This window comes from Catellatospora sp. NPDC049609, assembly GCF_040675365.1.
GTDB lineage: Bacteria > Actinomycetota > Actinomycetes > Mycobacteriales > Micromonosporaceae > Catellatospora.
The window spans coordinates 30029-47631 of the sequence record NZ_JBFAOU010000048.1; the positions used below are offsets into that span (position 1 = coordinate 30029).

A 17603-nucleotide genomic window follows, 5' to 3' on the forward strand; every position below is an offset into this window, starting at 1 on the left:
CGGGCTACGTCGCCGAAACCGTCCCCGGGGTGTCGGCGGTCACCGCGGCGGGCTCCTCGACGACGCGGGTGCGGTCGGCGGCGTGCCCGAGGACCCGCATCGCGCCCAGCGTGAGGATGGGCACCGCCGTCGCGGCCGCGGCGCCGGCCACGTTGAGCGCCGAGCCGCCGAGCAGGCCGCCCACGATCGAGGCGAGGATGATCCCGGCCACCGCGGCCCGGATCGGCGGGTAGATGCCGTAGAGGCGCTTCAGGCCGCCCCAGGGTCGCATCAGCACGACCCACAGGAAGACCGCGGAGACCAGCGCCAGCACGGTCAGCGGGCTGGTCACCAGGGCGATGCGGTTGGCGTTGCCGAGCCGGCTCAGCGTCAGCCCGGAGGTGCCGTCGACGAGCTGGCTGATGAAGCGCCCGAGGCTGCCCTGCTGCTCGACCGGCTGGCGTACGTCGACCAGCGCGAAGGCGACGGTCGCCACCGCGCCGACGCCGACGGCCACGGCCAGCCGCTTGAAGGTCAGGAAGCCGCCCGGGCACAGGGCCGCGGTCAGGCACACCCCGGCGGTGAGCGCCACCGCGCCGCCCGCGTCGGCGCCGAGCGCCGGGATGCCCACCAGCAGCACGCCCGCCGTGCCGATCGCGGCGACCAGCAGCGGCCGGTTGCGGTGCGGCACGAGGTAGCACAGCGTGCCCGCGGTGAGCAGCACCCCGGCGAAGAACACGCCCATGCCGACCAGCCCGATGCCGGAGTAGCGCAGGCCCTCCAGGGCTGAGTAGCCCGCCACCCCGTTGAGCTGGAGCCGAGCGCCGGTGAGCAGGTCGAGACCGACCACCGTCGCGGCGATGGCGGCGACCATCCCGACCGGGCCGAGGGTGCGCGTACGGAACAGCGGCAGCCGGACCGTGACGAAGGTGAGCAGCAGGGTGATACCGGCGGTGACCAGGCCGAAGATCAGCCCACGGCGGCCGAAGCGCCACCACGGCACGATGCCGGCGATCAGCGCCGCGGGCAGCGCCAGGGAGGCACCGGTCAGCAGCACCTCCAGCAGCCGCACCAGGCGCTGCGGGGGCGGGGTCGGCCCCGTCGGCCCGGCATGGCGGTAGCTGCGCCGCAGCAGCGGCACCACGGCCGCGAACAGCCCGATCTGCACCAGCGCCAGCAGCCAGAAGAACCAGGCCGAGACGGTACGCGCGGCGGCGGCGCGCCGGTCGGCGTCGGTGCCCGCCGCGGTCGCCTGCCCCAGGTCGGTCGGGCGACCGTCGGCCAGCACCGCCGGGTGCCCCGCCATGATCTTCTTCGGGACCTCGCGGCCGAGCATAGTCAGCGCCGTCGGCGCCAGGTCCACCAGCTGCAGGTAGCCGGCGCGGCTGGTGGTGGCCGAGGTCAGGTAGCCGCCCTGCCAGCCCGGCCCGTCGGCGATCACCGCGTGCAGCCGCGAGCTGCGGTCGGTGTCGGCGACGCCGGCGACCAGCAGCGTCGAGTTCTTCGGGCGGGCCGCCAGCACCTGCCCGAGCTGCTTGTCCACGGCTGCGGCCTGCTTGAGCCGCTGCTGCGGGGTGCGGCCGTCGATCGCGCCCAGGTCCACGATGCTGAGCAGGCACTCGCCGAGCGCCTTGGTGCCGTCCTTGCCGGCGGGCAGCGCGGGGAAGTACCGGTCGACCCGGCCGAACGAGCGGGCCGCGGCCACCGCCGCGCCCTCCCCGACCGCGGCCGTGCAACGCACCGACTCGGCCAGCGCACCGGGCACCGTGCCGTACGGCAGCTCGCGCTGGCGCTCCACGACGGCCTCCTGGTCGGGCAGGAACGCCCCGAACGCGTCGGGCTGCTCGATCGGCACGTCCAGCTTCGGGCACTGCTCGGCCAGGTCCGGGTCCTGCCGCAGGTCGGGCTCCCCCGGCTCCTCGTCGATGCCGGTGCGCTCGGCGTAGTTGCCCGCGCCCAGCGTCAGCCAGCCGTCGGCCGGGCAGGTCGGCACGTGCGCGGAGCGGGTCGACAGGGACCCGATCGAGCCGCGCTCGGCCAGCCGCCACAGGTTCGGCGTACGGTCGGCGTCGATGTCGTCCCAGCGCAGGCCCGCCGCACCGGCGATGACCACGTAGTCGGCCTCGTCGTCCTCGACGGGCGCGGCGGCGGGCACCGCGGCGGCCGGGCGGGACAGCGCGGGCAGGGCCAGGCCGAGCAGCGCCAGCATGATCAGGGCGAGGGCCAGGAGGGGCGGCCGGCGGAGCATCAGACGCGCCCCGTGCTGCCGAGCGCGGTCAGCTCGGCGTAGACGGCACGGACGCCGTCCACGGTCGCCTGCTCGTCGGGCCAGGTCGCGGCCTGCGCGAGGCCGCGCTCGCCCAGCCGGGCGCGGGCCTGCTCGTCGCCGAGCAGCTTGCGCACGGCGGCGTCCAGGCCGTCCGGGTCGCTCGGCTCGATCAGGTGCGCGCCGTCGCCGACCAGCTCCGGAATGCCGCCGACGGCGGTGGCGATCAGCGGCAGCCCGCCGCTCAGCGCCTCCTGCGCGAACAGCTGCCGGGCCTCCCAGACGCTGGTGACCACGGCGAGGTCGGACGCGGCGATCAGGTCGCCGATGTCGTTGCGGTGGCCGAGCAGGGTCACCGGGGCGCGCAGCTGCGAGATCTGCGCGGCGAGGTCGAGGTAGGCGGGGCCTTCGCCCGCGATCAGCACCCGCGGCATCGGGGACATGTCCCGCCACCGCGCCGCGACCGAGACCAGCATGTCGTACGCCTTCTGCGGGTGCAGCCGGCCCACCGACAGCACCACCGGCACCCCGTCGGCGACGCCGAGGCCCGAGCGGATCGCGGCCCGGCTGCGCCGGGTGCGCCGCAGCTTCGGCGCGGCGACCGGGGCCAGCCGCGCGTCGACCGCGCCCACCGCCTTCGCGCGGGCCACCAGGTCGCTGGAGGCGCCCAGGGTGACCGCGGAGGCGCGCGCCACGATCCGCTCCACCAGCGTGTGCACCCGGCCGCGCAGGCCGGCCCGCAGCGGGGCGTTGTGCCAGGTGGTCACCAGCGGGCAGGTGGGCCGGGCCAGCGCCGCGGCGAGCCCGGCGCGCAGCCCGTGCGCGTGCAGCACGCCGGGGCGGGCCGCGAGCAGGTGCTGGCGCAGCGCGCGTACCGCCCGCATGTCACTGGGGTGCAGCTCGGCGGGGATCTCCACCGGGTGGAAGCGGGCGCCGCGGTCGGTGAACCGGAAGTGCTCCTCGGTGTCGGCCGGGCCGCACACGGTCACCTCGCAGCCGGCCCGCGACAGGCCCTCGGCCAGGCCGGCCACGTGCTGGCCGATCCCGCCCGTGCTGGAGGCGAGCAGCAGCACGACACTGCCGTTCCATTCGGTCCCCGTGGTCAACGGTCCTCCCGCATCTCGCCCGCGCATGCCGCGTCCGGTCAGCCGCGCCGGCGGCTCACCCTGTCGAGCAGTGGACGCAGGTCCGGCAGGTCGAGCAGGGCGCAGACGATCAAAAAGACTACAAGCGACACGCCACCGGACAGCATGCCCTGTCCGGCCAGAGCAATGATGCCTGGGGTGTCGGACGCCACGGCGTGTCCCGCCTCCGCCCCCGCCACACCGCCCGCCAGCGCCGCCACGGAACCGGCCAGAGCCGCCCGGAGCAGGCCGGACAGGGCGGCACCGCCCGTCCGGGCACGGACCGCCAGGGCGAGCAGCACCGCCATCACGAGCATCCCGATCGAGTTGGCCGCGCCCAGCGCCGCGGCCCGCTGCCCGTCCGGCAGCGTCCGCGCCAGCACCAGCGCCGCGCCCAGCGCGACCGCCCAGCCGCCCGACACGCCCAGCGCGGCCAGCCGGTTCGCACCGACGGCGTACAGCGTGCGCTGGTGCAGCGCGGCCAGGCCGTAGCCGAGCAGGCCCGGCGTGAAAGCGATCACAGCCGTGGCCAGCGCCCGGCTCCGGTCGGGGTCGCCGTCGGCCAGGAACGCCGCGGCGGGGTGCGCCACGGCGGCCAGCCCGGCCGCGCCGAGCCCGCTGAGCAGCAGCACCGCCCGGCCCGTACGCGCCGTGGTCAGCCGCAGCGTGGCCGTGTCGGCGGTGGCGTGCGCCGTGGCGATGGCCGGGTACGCCGCGGTCGCCGCGGGCACCGCCAGCACCGCCCACGGCAGCAGGTAGAGCGTCTGCGCGAGGTTGTAGACCGCGTTGGTGGCCGCCCCCGGCTCCAGCGCCAGCCGGATCGTCACCAGCAGCGCGATCTGCTGCGCCGCGACCGTGGCCACGCCCGCCGCGGCGAGCCCGCCGACGCGGCGGCGCTGTCCGGGGTCGATCACGAACGTCGGGCGCAGGCCCAGCCGCAGCCGGCTCACCGGGATCACCAGGCACAGCGAGAGCACCACCACACCCAGCGTGGTGCCCACCGACAGGATCGCCAGCTCCCCGCCGGACACCGTCGCCACCGCCGGCACCCGCCCCGCCTGCACCGCGAACAGCACGTACGCGCCCATCACGGTGAGGCTCGACAGCAGCGGCGCCAGCACCGGCCACGCGAAGCGCCGGTGGGCGTGCAGCACACCGGTGAGCACGATGCCGATGCCGTAGAGCGGCAGCTGCGGCGCGAACACCCGCAGCATGGACGCGCCCGCGTCGTGCAGGGCCGGGGCCGCGTCCGGCTGCAGCAGGCCCATCACCGCCCCGGCGCCGAACCACAGCAGCACCGCCAGCGGCACCAGCACGGCCAGGGTCCAGGTCAGCAGCGCCGACACGGTACGGCGTACCTGGTCGCGGTCACCGGCCGCCAGCGGCCCGGCCAGCAGCGGCACCACCAGGCCGGCCAGCGCGCCGCCCGCGACGATCTCGAAGATGATGTTCGGAATGGTGTTGGCGGCCAGGTACACGCCGCCGAGGTCGTCGACGCCGACCGTCTGGGAGAACACCAGGGTGCGGCCGAACCCGGCCAGCCGGCTCAGCACCGTCAGCGCCGCGATCATCGTCGCGGCACCGGCTATCCGCGCCGCAGCCGGGCCGCGGCCCGCCGGCGCGACCCTGTCGTCAGCGGTCACGGTCATTTCTGCGTACTGCGCGGCGCCCGTGCTCGCGGTCGCGGCTTGCCCTGCGCGGCCTCCCCGGCCGTGGCGTTGGGCGCGGCGTCCGTCGGGTGGTCCGTCTCCGCGGCGGCGGCACCCTGCTCGGCCTGCTGCTGCGGCGTCGCCTTGCGCGCCCGGCGCCCGGCGGCACCTCGCCCGGCGGTCGACTGCGGCGCGGCAGCACCGCTGGAAGGCACGTCGACACTCTCGGCAGCACCCTGCGGCGCGGAACCAGCCTCGGCGACCGGCTGCGCTGCAACGGCACCGCTGGAGGGCACGTCAGCACTCCCGGCAGTGCGCTGCGGCGCGGAACCGCCCTCGGCGACCAGCTGCGGCGCGGCAGGACCGCCGGGGGTCTCGGCCGACGCGTCGGTCACCGGCGGTCGCGCGCCGGTCCGTGACGGCGCGGCATCCTGCGCGACCGGCAGGTTCTGCGCCGGCAGCCGCGCGGGCTGCGCCGCCGGGATGCGGCCCCAGGCGTCGATCTCGCGCAGCACCGGGGTGCGTTCGATGACCTTGGTGAAGCTGACCTTCTCGCTGGCCAGGGTGAGCGCGCCGATACCGGTCAGCAGCGCGGCCCGGCCGAACAGGCCGGTGCGGGCGGTGGCGGCCACGCCCAGCAGCGCGCCGAGCGCGTTGGCGCCCGAGTCGCCGAGCATGATCTCCTCGCCGAGGTCGTCGGGCAGCAGCCCGGCGCTCGCACCGACCGGACCGGCGGCCAGGCCGCCCGCACGGGTGGCGGTCAGCGGCACGCCGACCAGCACGCCCGCCTTGAGCGCCCGGCCGGGACGCAGGTCGAGCAGGTTGAACAGGTTTGCGCTGCCGGCGATGACGCCGGCGCCCAGCGCCACCTCGGCGGCCCGGCCCAGCCGGCCCCGGCCGCGCCGGTCGGGCAGCAGCGCCGCGGCGACCAGGGCGCCCGCGCCGACCCCGGCGATCTTCACGAGGCCGCTGGTGACCCGGCCCTCGCGCAGCGCCCGCAGGTGCCCGCGGAAGCCCTTGTCGCCCTTCTGGTCGGGTCGCGCGCCGACGATGTCGTCGTAGAGGCCGACCGCGCCGCCGGTGAGCCCGGCGGCCAGCGCGGCCGTGGCGGTGCGCGCGTCACCGGCCCCGAGCGCGCTGGTGACGCTCGCGGACACGGCCAGCGACGGACCGCCGGCCAGGGTGACCGTGCGCCCGCGGAAGTTCGTGCGCTCCAGCTGCGCCGCCTCGGGACGGGTGCGCACCGTACGCAGTGCGGCCCGGGCGGCGTAAGCGCCCAGGCCGACGAGTGCCGCTCGGAGGAGTAATCCCACGTCAGCTCACTTCTGCTGCTGCGGCAGCAACGCGCTGGCGTTGGTGCCGACGCCGTAGTGACCGGCCTTGTTGTCCGAGAACTGCTCGTGCAGCGCGAGCGCCGCGGCGACCTGGCCCTGCACCGTCTCGGCGTTGTCCACGGTCGAGATGGTCTTGGCGAGTGTGGCGTCGTCGCGTACCTCGATCATCAGGTTGCCCTCGCCGCCCAGCACACCGCCGACCACGGCGACGCCCGCCCGGTCGAACTGCACGGCGGTGGTCTTGACCGCGGCGTTCTTGCCCGCCGCCTGGCTGTCGGTGTACGGCGAGCCGGAGACGACGACCACGGCCTCGGCCGGGCCGGAGACGGTGCCGGAGACCGTCAGGTAACCGAGCTTGCTGTACGCCGCGAGCACCGCCGCGCGGTCCGCGGCCGGCACGGCCGGCTCCCGGTCGAGCAGCACGGCGGCCAGCAGCGCGCTGGACGACTCGACGCCGTCGCTGTTGGCCGGGATCGCGGTGGTCGGGACGCTGGCCGGCTCGGCCTTGTTCTCCAGGTCGAGCAGCTCGACGCTGTTGTCGGGGTTGAAGAACTTGTCGGTCAGCTCGACGGTGCCGGTGACCTTCGCGCCGGCGGTCTTCAGCATGGCGTCCAGGCCCTCGACCTGGTCACGGCCCGACGGCATGACCAGCAGCAGCAGGCGCCGGTTGGTGAGCTTGCCGGACAGCATGATCGGAGCGGCCTCGGTGACGAACTGCTCCTCACGGTTGGCCTGGTCACGCAGGCCGGTCACCTGGTCGCGCAGCTGCGAGTTGTTCTTGCGCAGGTTGTTGACGTTGTCCTCGAGGGCGTCCGCCGCCGGGCCGTTGAGCGCCGCCGTGCCGACGACCAGCCCGATCGCCAGGGCCAGGAACACCGCCGTCATGGACACCACGTGGTACCTAAAGTTGATCACGTCAGAGCCTCTTGATCGTCCGGGTCCCTAGAACAGCCGCGTCAGGTGGAACATCACGTCGTCCCACCACTCCGCGGCCAGTGACAGGTATGCCTTGCCCACGGTGGACACGGCGACGGCCGCCGCCATCGCCGCGATGGCGGACAATACCAGCAAAAGCAGCGAAGAACCTGAAATGCTCTGCCGGTACAGCCGGCTCACGCCCTTGGCGTCGACCAGCTTGCCCCCCACCCGCAGCCGGGTGAGGAACGTCGAGGCCATGCCCCCGCGGCCCTTGTCGAGGAACTCCACGAGCGTGGCGTGTGTGCCGACCGCCACGATCAGCGTGGCGCCCTTCTCGTCGGCCAGCAGCATCGCGATGTCCTCGCTGGTCGCCGCGGCGGGGAAGGTGATCCCGGAGACACCGAGCTGGTGCACCCGGTCCAGGCCGGGCGCGCGGCCGTCCGGGTAGGCGTGCACGACCACCTCGGCGCCGCAGCGCAGCACGTCGTCGGTGACCGAGTCCATGTCGCCGATGATCATGTCGGGGGTGTATCCGGCCTCGACCAGCGCGTCCGCACCGCCGTCCACACCGATCAGGACCGGCTTGAACTCGCGGATGTACGGGCGCAGCACGTCCAGATCGGCCTTGTAGTCGTAGCCGCGCACCACGATCAGGCAGTGCCGTCCGGCGATCTGCGTCTTGATCTCGGGCACGCCGACGCCGTCGAGCAGCAGCTCGCGCTCCTGCTTCAGGTACTCCATGGTGTTCGCGGCGAACGCCTCCAGCTGCACCGACAGGCCCTCGCGGGCGTCGAGCATGGCCTTGGCGATGGAGTCGCCGTCCTGGCGCACCCCGTGCGCCACCGGCTCGCCACGCACGAACACGGTGTTGCCCTCGACCCGCACCGTGTCACCCTCGCGGATCTGCTGGAACACCCCCTCGCCCAGATCGTCGAGCAGGGTGATCCCCGCCTCGACGAGCACCTGCGGCCCGAGGTTGGGGTAGCGGCCGGAGATGGAGGGCTTGGCGTTCAGCACCGCCGCCACCCCCACGGCCACCAGGGAGTCGGCGGCGACCCGGTCGATGTCGACGTGGTCGATCACGGCGATCTCGCCGGGGCGCAGTCGGCCGACCAGACGCTTGGTCCGGCGGTCGAGCCGTGCGGTGCCGGTGAGGATCCCGGGTTCGGCGGGCCGGGTCCGGCGCAAGGTGGGAAGACGCATCGCAGCCATCCTGGCATGTCAGTCCGGTATTGGCGCGTACGACACCCCATGATCGACCTATCCGGGCCGAATTGTGATGTCTGAAACCTCGCCTACCCCATCGTGACATCTGTACGCCTCACCCGCCGACCGGCACGCCCGCGCTAGCTGCTGATATCGGGCAAAACCGAAGGATTCGGCGCGCTTTACAGTGTGCCCGTGATCTACCTCATGCTCGCCGGAGCCATTCTCGCCGAAGTCGTCGCCACCGTCTGCCTGCGCGCCTCCGCCGGGTTCACCAGGCTCGTGCCGTCCGTCGTGGTCGTGGTCGGCTACATCACCGCGTTCGTCCTGCTCAGCCAGGTCCTCAAGCGCGGCATGGCATTGGGCCTGGCGTACGGCGTGTGGGCCGGCATCGGCGTGGCACTGGTCGCCCTGGCCGGCGTCGTGTTCTTCAACGACCGCTTCACCTGGCTCCAGGTCGCCGGCCTCGTCCTCGTCGCCGCCGGCGTAGCCGCCCTCGAACTGGGCCAACAACACTGACCCACGTGCCCCACGCTGCCCCGCCCCGCCCCGCCCCCCTTTTTTTATAGACGTTGGCCTATCTGGATGACAAAATCGTGATCGACTTCATCCAGATAGGCCAACGTCTATGACGGAACGGGGTGGGCGGTCCGAACCCGAAGCGCGAAGGGCACCCGGCCGCAGGTCGCGACGGGTGCCCTCCGTCCGGTTCGGCGGGTCAGGCGGTGGCGGTGCGCTCGCGGGCGGCGACCGCCAGCAGCTCCTCCGCGTGCGCGATGCCCAGGTCGGAGTCCGGCAGGCCGGCCAGCATGCGGGCCAGCTCACGTGCCCGCTCGGTCTCCTCGACGACGCGCACGCCGCTGGTCGTGATCGCGCCGCCGGTGTCCTTGGCCACCACCAGGTGGCGGTCGGCGAACGCGGCGACCTGCGGCAGGTGCGTGACCACCAGCACCTGGTGGTTGCGGGCGAGCCGGGCCAGGCGACGCCCGATCTCGACCGCCGCGCGGCCGCCGACGCCGGAGTCGACCTCGTCGAAGACGAGCGTGGGCGGGCCGCCGGCCCCGGCGAAGACCACCTCGATGGCGAGCATCACCCGGGACAGCTCACCGCCGGAGGCGCCCTTCTGCAGCGGCAGGGCGGGCGCGCCGGGGTGGGCGAGCAGGCGCAGCTCGATGTCGTCGGCGCCGTCGGCGGTCACGCCGGAGTCGACCCCGCCGACGGTGAGGCTGACGTCACCGGCCGCGCGCGGCACCACCAGCACCTGGATGCGGGAGTGCGGCATGGCCAGCCCCGCCAGCTCCACGGTGACCTTGTCGGCGAAGCGGCCCGCGGCCTCCGTGCGCGCCTCGCGCAGCTTGGCGGCCAGCTCGGCGACCTCGCCGGCGAGCCGGTTCATCTCGCGCTCCAGCTCCTCGAGCAGCTCGTCGGAGCTGTCCAGCGCGCCGAGGCGGCTGCGGGCATTGTCGGCCCAGGCGATGACGCCGTCGATGTCGTCGGCGTACTTGCGGGTCAGCGAGCGCAGCGCGGCGCGCCGCTCGTAGATGAACTGCAGCCGGGCCGGGTCGGCGTCGAGGCTGGCCAGGTATGTCGACAGCTCGACGGAGACGTCGCCGAGCAGCGACGCGGCCTCCTCGAGCCGGGCGGCGAACTCGCCCAGCTTCGGGTCCACTCCGGACTGCGACTCCAGGGTGCGCCGCGCGGTGCCGACCAGGCTGGTCGCGTCCTCGCTGTCGGTCTCACCGCCGCCGGCGACCGCCTGGTGCGCGATGTGCGCGGCGGTGCGCAGGCCCTCGGCGTGCTCCAGCCGCTGGGCCTCGTCGCGCAGCTCGTCGTCCTCGCCGGGCTGCGGGTCGACCCGGGTGATCTCGTCGAGGCCGAGCCGCAGCAGGTCGGCCTCCTGGGCCCGGGTGCGCGCGTTGCGGCGCCGGTCGGCCAGGTCGTCGGCGACGCCGCGCCAACGGGTGAACAGCTCCCGGAACTCGACGAGCAGCTTCTCGTGCTCGGGGCCGGCGAAGCGGTCCAGCGAACCGCGCTGCTCGGCCGGGCGCAGCAGCCGCAGCTGGTCGGACTGGCCGTGCACGGCCAGCACCAGCTCGCCGACCTCGCCCAGCAGCGACACCGGCACGGTCCGCCCGCCCACGTGCGCCTTGGACCGGCCCTCGATGGTGACGGTCCGGCTCATCAGCAGGCTGCCGTCGACGTCGGGCTCGGCGCCCGCGTCGGCGACCCGGGTGGCCACCGCGCTGGCGGCGTTGCCCGCCAGGCGCAGCCTGCCCTCCACGGTCGCCCGTCCGGGCTCGGCCCGGACGCGGCCGGCATCGGCGCGGCCGCCGAAGAGCAGCCCCAGTCCGGTGACGACCATGGTCTTGCCGGCACCGGTCTCACCGGTGATGACATTCATGCCACGGGTCAGCGGGAGGGTGGTGTCCTCGATCACGCCGAGACCGGTGATGCGCAACTCTTCCAGCACAGCAGATGACAGTAGCCCGCCCCTCCGACAGTGTCACGCCGGGCCACTCTCCCGCGCCTGTCAGTGGCCGGGGTGTCGCGGACCGTGGCCGCGCCAGCCCTCCACCGGCAGCCCGAACTTCGCCACCAGCCGGTCCGTGAACGGCCGCGGCCGCAGCCGTGCCACGCGCACCGGCAGCGCACCGCGACGCATGGTGACCTGCGCGCCGGGCGGCAGCCCGAACACCCGCCGGCCGTCGCAGCTCATCACGGCGTGCTCGGTGTACGGGTCGATGGTCACCTGGATCACCGAGTCGGGCGCGGTCACCAGCGGCCGGCTGAACAGCGCGTGCGCGCTGATCGGCACCAGCAGCATCGCCTCCACCTGCGGCCACACCACGGGTCCGCCCGCCGAGAAGGCGTACGCCGTCGAGCCGGTCGGGGTGGCGCACACCACGCCGTCGCAGCCGTAGCGCGACAGCGGGCGGCCGTCCACATCGACCAGCAGCTCGAGCATGCGCTCGCGGTTGCCCTTCTCGACGGTGACCTCGTTGAGCGCCCACGACTCCGCGATCACCTCACCGGCCAGCTCGGCCGTGACGTCGATGGTGATCCGCTCCTCGACGCTGTAGGCGCGCGCGACCACGTCACGTACGGCCAGGTCCAGGTCGGCGATCTCGGCCTCGGCGAGGAAACCCACCCGGCCCAGGTTGATGCCGAGCAGCGGCGCGCCCTCGGGGCGGGCCAGCTCGGCGGCGCGCAGCAGGGTGCCGTCGCCCCCGAGCGCGAACACGATCTCGGCCCCCTGCGCCGCGCAGGCGCCCGAGATGGGCGTCACCCCGGACAGGTCCAGGTCCTCGGCCTCCTCGGCCACCACGCGCACGGTGAAGCCCGCGGCGATCAGGTCCTGCGCGACCGTGCGGGCATGGTCGGTGGAGTCCTTCCGGCCGGTATGGGTGACCAGCAGCGCCACGCGCTCCGTCAATTCAGTCCTCCGCGTCAGGTGCGTTCGGCACCCCAGCCTCCACCACAGCGCGAATGTCCGCCACCTCGGGGGCGGGTGCGTCACGCCGGAACCATACGAAGAACTCGACGTTGCCGGAAGGGCCGGGCAGCGGGCTGGCCGTCACCCCGGCCACACCCAGGCCGAGCCCGGTCGCCGCGGCGGCCACGTCCAGCACCGCCTCGGCCCGCAGCGCGGGGTCGCGCACCACGCCGCCCGTGCCGACCCGCTCCTTGCCGACCTCGAACTGCGGCTTGACCATCAGCACCAGGTCGCCGTCGGTGCAGGCGGCCAGCGCGGGCAGCACCAGGCGCAGCGAGATGAACGACAGGTCGGCCACGGTGAGCCCGACCACCCCGCCGATGAGCTCCGGGGTGAGGGTGCGCACGTTGGTGCGCTCGTGCACCTTCACCCGCTCGTCGGTGCGCAGCGACCACGCGAGCTGGCCGTAGCCGACGTCGACGGCGACCACCTCGGCCGCACCGTTGCGCAGCAGCACGTCGGTGAAGCCGCCGGTGGACGCGCCCGCGTCCAGGCAGCGGCGGCCGGCCACGGTCAGCCCGCGCGGCGTGAACGCGGCCAGCGCCCCGGCCAGCTTGTGCCCGCCCCGCGACACGTAGTCGTCGCCGGTGGCCTCGCCGGTCACGCGTACCGCGTCGGCCGGGTCGACCATGGCCGCGGCCTTGTGCGCCACGGTGCCCTTGACCTCGACCCGGCCGGCGGCGATCAGCTCACCGGCCTGCTCGCGCGAGCGGGCCAGCCCGCGGCGGACCAGTTCCGCGTCCAGGCGGGTACGACGTGCCATGTGCGCTACGCCTCGATCGCGGAGAGGACTTCCCGCAGCGTCCGGTGCGCGGCCTCGTACGCCGCGAGCTGCTCGGCCAGCGGCAGGTCGGCGGCGTTGGCCACGGACCGCACCGCCGCGTCGACGGCGTGGTGGCCGGTCGGGCCGGGCATCAGGGTCGCCGGGGTCGGTATCGGACGCGGTGCGGGGACCGCCGGTGAGAACGACAGCGGCAGCTGCGGCGAGCTCATGCCCTCTCCTCGTAACGCTGTGCGGCGGCGCGACGCTTGCTCACGCGGACGCCCGGCCTGCGGTCTTCTTCGCGGTCTTCTTCGCCGTCGCCTTCTTCGCGGCCACCGGCACGTCCTCGGCCGCGCTGAACGCGACCGGCGCCACCTTCGCGGCCGGCTGCTCCACCGCGGCGTCGACCGCGGCCTTGCGGCCCGCCGCCGTCTTCTGGCCGGCGGCCTTGCCGCCCACCGCCTTGGCCGCGACGGCCTTCGACACCTTCTGCGCCACCGGAGCCGGCGCCTTCTTGGGCGGTGCCGGCTTCGGCGCGGCCTTGGCGGGCTCGGCCACCTTGGCCGACGGCTTCGGCAGCTCGCGCTCGCGCTCGATCACCACGGGACGCTCGGCGATCCCGGCCGCCGGCGGCACCCGCACGGCGGGCGGCGCGACCTTGCCGGCCACGGCCTTCTTAGCCACAGCCTTCTTCGCGACGGGCTGTGCCGCCGGGACGGTGCTCGCGGCGGAGCCGTTGGCGGAGCTCACCCCCGACGCGGTCGCGGTGCCGTCGGCGCCCGACGGTGCGGTGGCCTTCGCCTCGCGGAGCTGGCCCTCCAGATCCTCGATCCGGGCGGTCAGCGTGGCGACCTCCTCGGCGGTGGCCAGGCCGACCCGGCCCAGGGCACGGTCGAGCTCCAGCCGCACGATCCGCGCCACGGCCTCCCGGTTCTGCATGCCGGTGGTGACCAGTTCCTCGGCCATCGCCTGCAGCTGCGACGCGGTCGCGCCGCTCTTGCCCAGCAGTTCCCTGGCCGCCTTCTTGACGGTCTTCTCCGCCTTCTTCTTCGACGCCTCGGTCAGCCCGAAGGCCAGCTCGAGGTACGCCTTGACCACGTCCTGCATCGGCTCGCCCGACTTCTGCGCCACGGCGGTCACCACCTCTCCTGCCGACTGATGCCCGGTTCCGGCCACGTCCTCGCGGCGCGTACCTTTCCGCCGACCAACGCTACAGGGCCGGGACCGTGGGAGCTGCGAAGAGGCCCCCGAGATCCGCCGACACGTACGTCGGGCGCAGCTGCCCGCCCGCCGCGGCGGCCTCGACCGCCGTGGAGACACCGGTCAGCACGAGCAGGCTGTCCATTCCGGCCCGATGCGCACCGGCGATGTCGGTGTCCAGGCGGTCACCGACGACCAGCACGCGGCGCGCCGACGCCTGACCGGCCGCGGTCGCGAACAGCCCCGGCTCGGGCTTGCCCACCACCACGTCGGGCTCCCGCTCCAGCGCGGTGGCCAGCAGTGCGACCAGCGAACCGTTGCCCGGCAACGGCCCGCGCAGGGTCGGCAGGGTCCGGTCGGTGTTCGTGGCCACCCACCACGCCCCCGCGCGGATCGCCACGCACGCCTCGGCCAGCTGCTTCCAGCCCAGGTCCGGCCCGAAGCCCTGCACCACCGCGCGCGGGTTGTCGTCGGCGCTGTCGACGGGCCGCAGCCCCACGTCGGCGACCTCACCGCGCAGCGCCGGGGCGCCCAGCACCAGCACCGGCGCGCCCGGCTCCAGCCGCTGCGCCAGCAGCGCCGCGGCGGCGCCCGCCGAGGTGAGCACCTCGTGCGGCTGGGCCGCGATGCCCATACCGCGCAGCAAAGCCGCGACCTCGGCCGCGCGACGCGACGCGTTGTTGGTGGCGAAACGCACCGGCTTGCCCTGATCCCTCAGGCGGGCCAACGCATCGACCGCCCCGGGAATGGGGCGGTCGATGAGGTAAAGCACGCCGTCGAGATCGAAAATGACCAGGTCATAGTTCTCGACGAGCTCGGTCACTTGTCCGCGTCCGCCTTCTGCGCGTCGGCGTCCGCCGACGGCTTCTCCGCGTCGGCATCGGCCGACGGCTTCCCGGTGTCGGTCGACGGCTTCTCGTCGAGATCCTCGAGGTCGTCGTCGTCCTCGTCGTCCGCGTCGTCGTCTTCCTCGTCGCGGTCGTCGTCCTCGTCCTCGTCGCGGTCGTCGTCGAGGTCGTCTTCGTCGTCCTCGTCCTCGTCGAGGTCGTCGTCCTCGTCGTCGTAGTCCTCGTCGTCGTCGAGGTCGTCCTCGTCGTCGCCGTCCTCGTCCCGGTCCTGGTCGTCGTCACGGGCGTCGCCGGACTCGTCCTCGCCGGTGCGGCGGGCGGCCGGGGCACCATCGGCCTCGTCCATCTCGGACTCGTCCTCGATCTCGACCCCGTCCATCTCCAGCAGGCGCTCGGCCGCGTCGGTCACCGCGTCCGTGTCGGCGGCGGCGGCCTTGGCGAACCACTCGCGCGCCTCCTCGGTGCGCCCCGACTTCAGCAGCGCATCGGCGTACGCGTACCGCAGGCGCGGCGCCCAGTCCTCCTCGGACTCCACCGTCAGCTCACGCACCTGCAGCATCGCCGCAGCGGCGTCGTGCTGGCCCATGTCACCACGGGCCCCGGCCGCGACGATGAGCAGCTCCAGCGCCTCCGGCTGGCTCAGCTTCTCGCGCTCGGCCCCGCGGAACAGGTCGATCGCCTTCTCCGGACGTCCCAGCGCACGCTCGCAGTCGGCCAGCACCGCCAGGTGCGTCTGCCGACCGGTCATCCGGTGGTACGTACGGATCTCAGCAATCGCGCTGGCCCAGTCGCCCGCCTGGTACGCGGCCAGGCCGACCGCCTCGCGGACCACCGCGATGCGGGAGGCCAGCCGGCGCGCCGCCAGGGCGTGCTCGAGTGCCTGCTCCGGCTCGTCGTCGATCAGCTGACCGGTCGCGACCAGGTGCCGGGCGACCGTGTCGGCCACCGGCTTGGCCAGCGACAGCAGCTCCGCGCGCACCTCGCTGTCGAGGTCCGCCGCGGTGATGTCGTCGGGCAGGTGCGGTCCGGGACGGCCCGCGCTCTCGACCTCGCGCGTCTCGGCACCCTCGGCACGATCGCCGCCGGTACGCTCCCGGTCACCGCCGCGGAAACCCGCACGGTCACCGCGCTCGTCGTCGCGGCGGAAGCCACCCTCACGGCGCTCGCCGTAGCCGGGACGGTCGCCACCGGAGCGGAAGCCACCCTCACGACGGTCACCGGAGCCGGGACGGTCGCCACCCGAACGGAAGCCACCCGCACGGTCACCGCCGGAACGGAAGCCGCCTTCACGGTCACCGCCGCGGAAGCCGCCCTCACGACGGTCGCCGTAGCCGGGACGGTCGCCACCGGAGCGGAAGCCACCCTCACGACGGTCGCCGTACGCAGGCCGGTCCCCACCCGAACGGAACCCGCCCTCACGACGGTCACCGCCGCCGGCACGATCCCGGTCACCGCCACGGAAACCACCCTCACGACGGTCGCCATAGCCCGGACGGTCCCCACCCGAACGGAACCCACCCTCACGACGGTCGCCGTACGCAGGCCGGTCCCCACCCGAACGGAACCCGCCCTCACGACGCTCTCCGCCACCGGCACGATCCCGGTCACCGCCACGGAAACCACCCTCACGACGGTCGCCATAGCCCGGACGGTCGCCACCCGAACGGAAACCGCCCTCACGACGCTCGCCGCCGCCGGAGCGGTCGCCGCCGGAGCGGAACCCGCCCTCACGGCTGCCGCCGTACGCAGGCCGGTCGCCGCCGGAACGGAACCCGCCCTCACGGCTGCCGCCGCGGAAGTCGGTACGGTCGCCGGACGGGCGGCGGAAGCCACCCTCACGGCGGTCGCCGCCACCGGTACGGTCGCCACCGGTACGGTCGCCACCGGTACGGTCGCCGCCGGAACGGAAGCCGCCTTCGCGACGGTCACCGCCGCCGAAACGCTCACGGTCACCGCCGGAGCGGAAGCCGCCCTCACGACGGTCGCCGTACGCAGGCCGGTCGCCGCCGGAGCGGAACCCACCGCCTGCGCGGTCGCCGCCCGAACGGAAGCCCTCACGGTCGCCGCCGGAGCGGAAACCACCCTCACGGCTGCCACCGCTGCGGAACCCGCCCTCACGGCCGGCACCCCCGCGGTCGCCGTAGCCCGGCCGGTCGCCACCCGAGCGGAAGCCGCCCTCACGGCGGTCGCCGCCACCAGCGCGGTCGCCGCCGGAGCGGAAGCCGCCCTCACGACGGTCGCCGTACGCGGGCCGGTCGCCGCCGGAACGGAAGCCACCCTCACGGCTGCCACCGCCGCGGAACCCGCCCTCGCGGCCGGCACCCCCGCGGTCGCCGTAGCCGGGACGGTCGCCGCCACGCGAGTAGCCGCCTTCACGGCGCTCGCCATAGCCACCGGAGCCGCCGGAACGCTCGCCGCCGCGGAACCCGCCCTCGCGGCGCTCGCCACCGCGGAAACCGCCGCGGTCGCCCTCATCACGGCGGAATCCGCCGCGCTCACCCGTGCCACGCGAACGGTCGTATCCGCCGTCGTAGCCCCTTGCCCGGTCGCCGTCTCGGCGGAAACCCTCACGCTTGCCGTGGGAACGGTCGGCTCCGCCCCGCTCTGAGCGTGCTCCGCCACCTCCCTGGCCGGCCTGGCCGGACGTGTCACGTCCGGACTTGTCGTTATCACTCGCGTTCACGGGTACATCCTTCCTGATGCCGCGGAAAATGGCGGCACAACGCACACGAGGGCCTACCCCTGGCGGGGAGGCCCTCGTGTGGAACGTTTGTCCGGCGGCGTCCTACTCTCCCACAACGTCCCCGTTGCAGTACCATCGGC

The 17603-nt window shown here is 74.4% G+C and carries 13 protein-coding genes and 2 pseudogenes; 2 read left to right on the forward strand and 13 right to left on the reverse strand.

Annotated features, from left to right (window positions below):
• Positions 1-4: 4 nt before the first annotated feature.
• The 6 genes and pseudogenes from AB0J67_RS16125 to steA all read right to left on the reverse strand — a co-directional run bounded on the left by AB0J67_RS16125 (position 5) and on the right by steA (position 8473).
• The gene (locus AB0J67_RS16125) at positions 5-2227 is read right to left on the reverse strand and encodes a hypothetical protein (RefSeq protein ID WP_363482449.1); all 2223 of its coding nucleotides are present in this window, start codon (positions 2225-2227) and stop codon (positions 5-7) included.
• Positions 2227-3351: a glycosyltransferase family 4 protein gene (locus AB0J67_RS16130; protein WP_363482451.1), complete on the reverse strand. Its 1125-nt coding sequence runs from the start codon at positions 3349-3351 to the stop codon at positions 2227-2229. Before AB0J67_RS16130 ends, AB0J67_RS16125 begins: the two co-directional genes overlap by 1 nt.
• Before the next feature lie 38 nt (positions 3352-3389).
• Entirely contained in the window at positions 3390-5012 is a 1623-nt protein-coding gene (locus AB0J67_RS16135) for a lipid II flippase MurJ (RefSeq protein ID WP_363482454.1), read from the reverse strand.
• A 491-nt stretch (positions 5013-5503) separates the two neighbouring features.
• Positions 5504-6331: pseudogene (locus AB0J67_RS16140) on the reverse strand (hypothetical protein); the annotation flags it as partial.
• Positions 6332-6337: 6 nt separating this feature from the next.
• The gene (locus AB0J67_RS16145; RefSeq protein WP_363482457.1) at positions 6338-7267 is read right to left on the reverse strand and encodes a copper transporter; all 930 of its coding nucleotides are present in this window, start codon (positions 7265-7267) and stop codon (positions 6338-6340) included.
• Between the two features lie 27 nt (positions 7268-7294).
• Positions 7295-8473: a putative cytokinetic ring protein SteA gene (gene steA / locus AB0J67_RS16150; protein WP_363482459.1), complete on the reverse strand. Its 1179-nt coding sequence runs from the start codon at positions 8471-8473 to the stop codon at positions 7295-7297.
• Between the two features lie 198 nt (positions 8474-8671).
• On the opposite strand from steA, the gene AB0J67_RS16155 reads away from it, so the two are divergent.
• A complete protein-coding gene (locus AB0J67_RS16155) occupies positions 8672-8995 on the forward strand; it encodes a multidrug efflux SMR transporter (protein WP_363482462.1) in 324 nt (107 codons plus the stop codon).
• A gap of 199 nt (positions 8996-9194) precedes the next feature.
• On the opposite strand, the gene recN is transcribed toward AB0J67_RS16155, so the two are convergent.
• The 7 genes and pseudogenes from recN to AB0J67_RS16190 form a co-directional block, all read right to left on the reverse strand.
• Positions 9195-10946, reverse strand: a complete 1752-nt coding sequence (gene recN / locus AB0J67_RS16160) for a DNA repair protein RecN (protein ID WP_363482464.1) — start codon at positions 10944-10946, stop codon at positions 9195-9197.
• Positions 10947-11006: 60 nt separating this feature from the next.
• Complete coding sequence (locus AB0J67_RS16165; RefSeq protein WP_363482466.1) at positions 11007-11909, reverse strand: NAD kinase; 903 nt, start codon at positions 11907-11909, stop codon at positions 11007-11009.
• Between the two features lies 1 nt (position 11910).
• Positions 11911-12732 carry a TlyA family RNA methyltransferase gene (locus tag AB0J67_RS16170; RefSeq protein WP_363482469.1) on the reverse strand — a complete coding sequence of 274 codons (822 nt, stop codon included), beginning with the start codon at positions 12730-12732 and terminating at the stop codon, positions 11911-11913.
• A gap of 5 nt (positions 12733-12737) precedes the next feature.
• Positions 12738-12962 (reverse strand): hypothetical protein, encoded by a 225-nt coding sequence (locus AB0J67_RS16175; protein WP_363482472.1) that lies wholly within the window; start codon positions 12960-12962, stop codon positions 12738-12740.
• 40 nt (positions 12963-13002) lie between these two features.
• A complete protein-coding gene (locus AB0J67_RS16180) occupies positions 13003-13872 on the reverse strand; it encodes a hypothetical protein (RefSeq protein WP_363482475.1) in 870 nt (289 codons plus the stop codon).
• A 97-nt stretch (positions 13873-13969) separates the two neighbouring features.
• Positions 13970-14755 (reverse strand): annotated as a pseudogene (locus AB0J67_RS16185) (HAD-IIA family hydrolase); the annotation flags it as partial.
• Complete coding sequence (locus AB0J67_RS16190) at positions 14752-15759, reverse strand: tetratricopeptide repeat protein (RefSeq protein WP_363482478.1); 1008 nt, start codon at positions 15757-15759, stop codon at positions 14752-14754. The pseudogene AB0J67_RS16185 and the gene AB0J67_RS16190, both read right to left, overlap by 4 nt.
• Positions 15760-15798: 39 nt before the next feature.
• On the opposite strand from AB0J67_RS16190, the gene AB0J67_RS16195 reads away from it, so the two are divergent.
• The gene (locus AB0J67_RS16195) at positions 15799-17388 is read left to right on the forward strand and encodes a hypothetical protein (protein ID WP_363482481.1); all 1590 of its coding nucleotides are present in this window, start codon (positions 15799-15801) and stop codon (positions 17386-17388) included.
• The last annotated feature ends 215 nt before the right edge of the window (positions 17389-17603 follow it).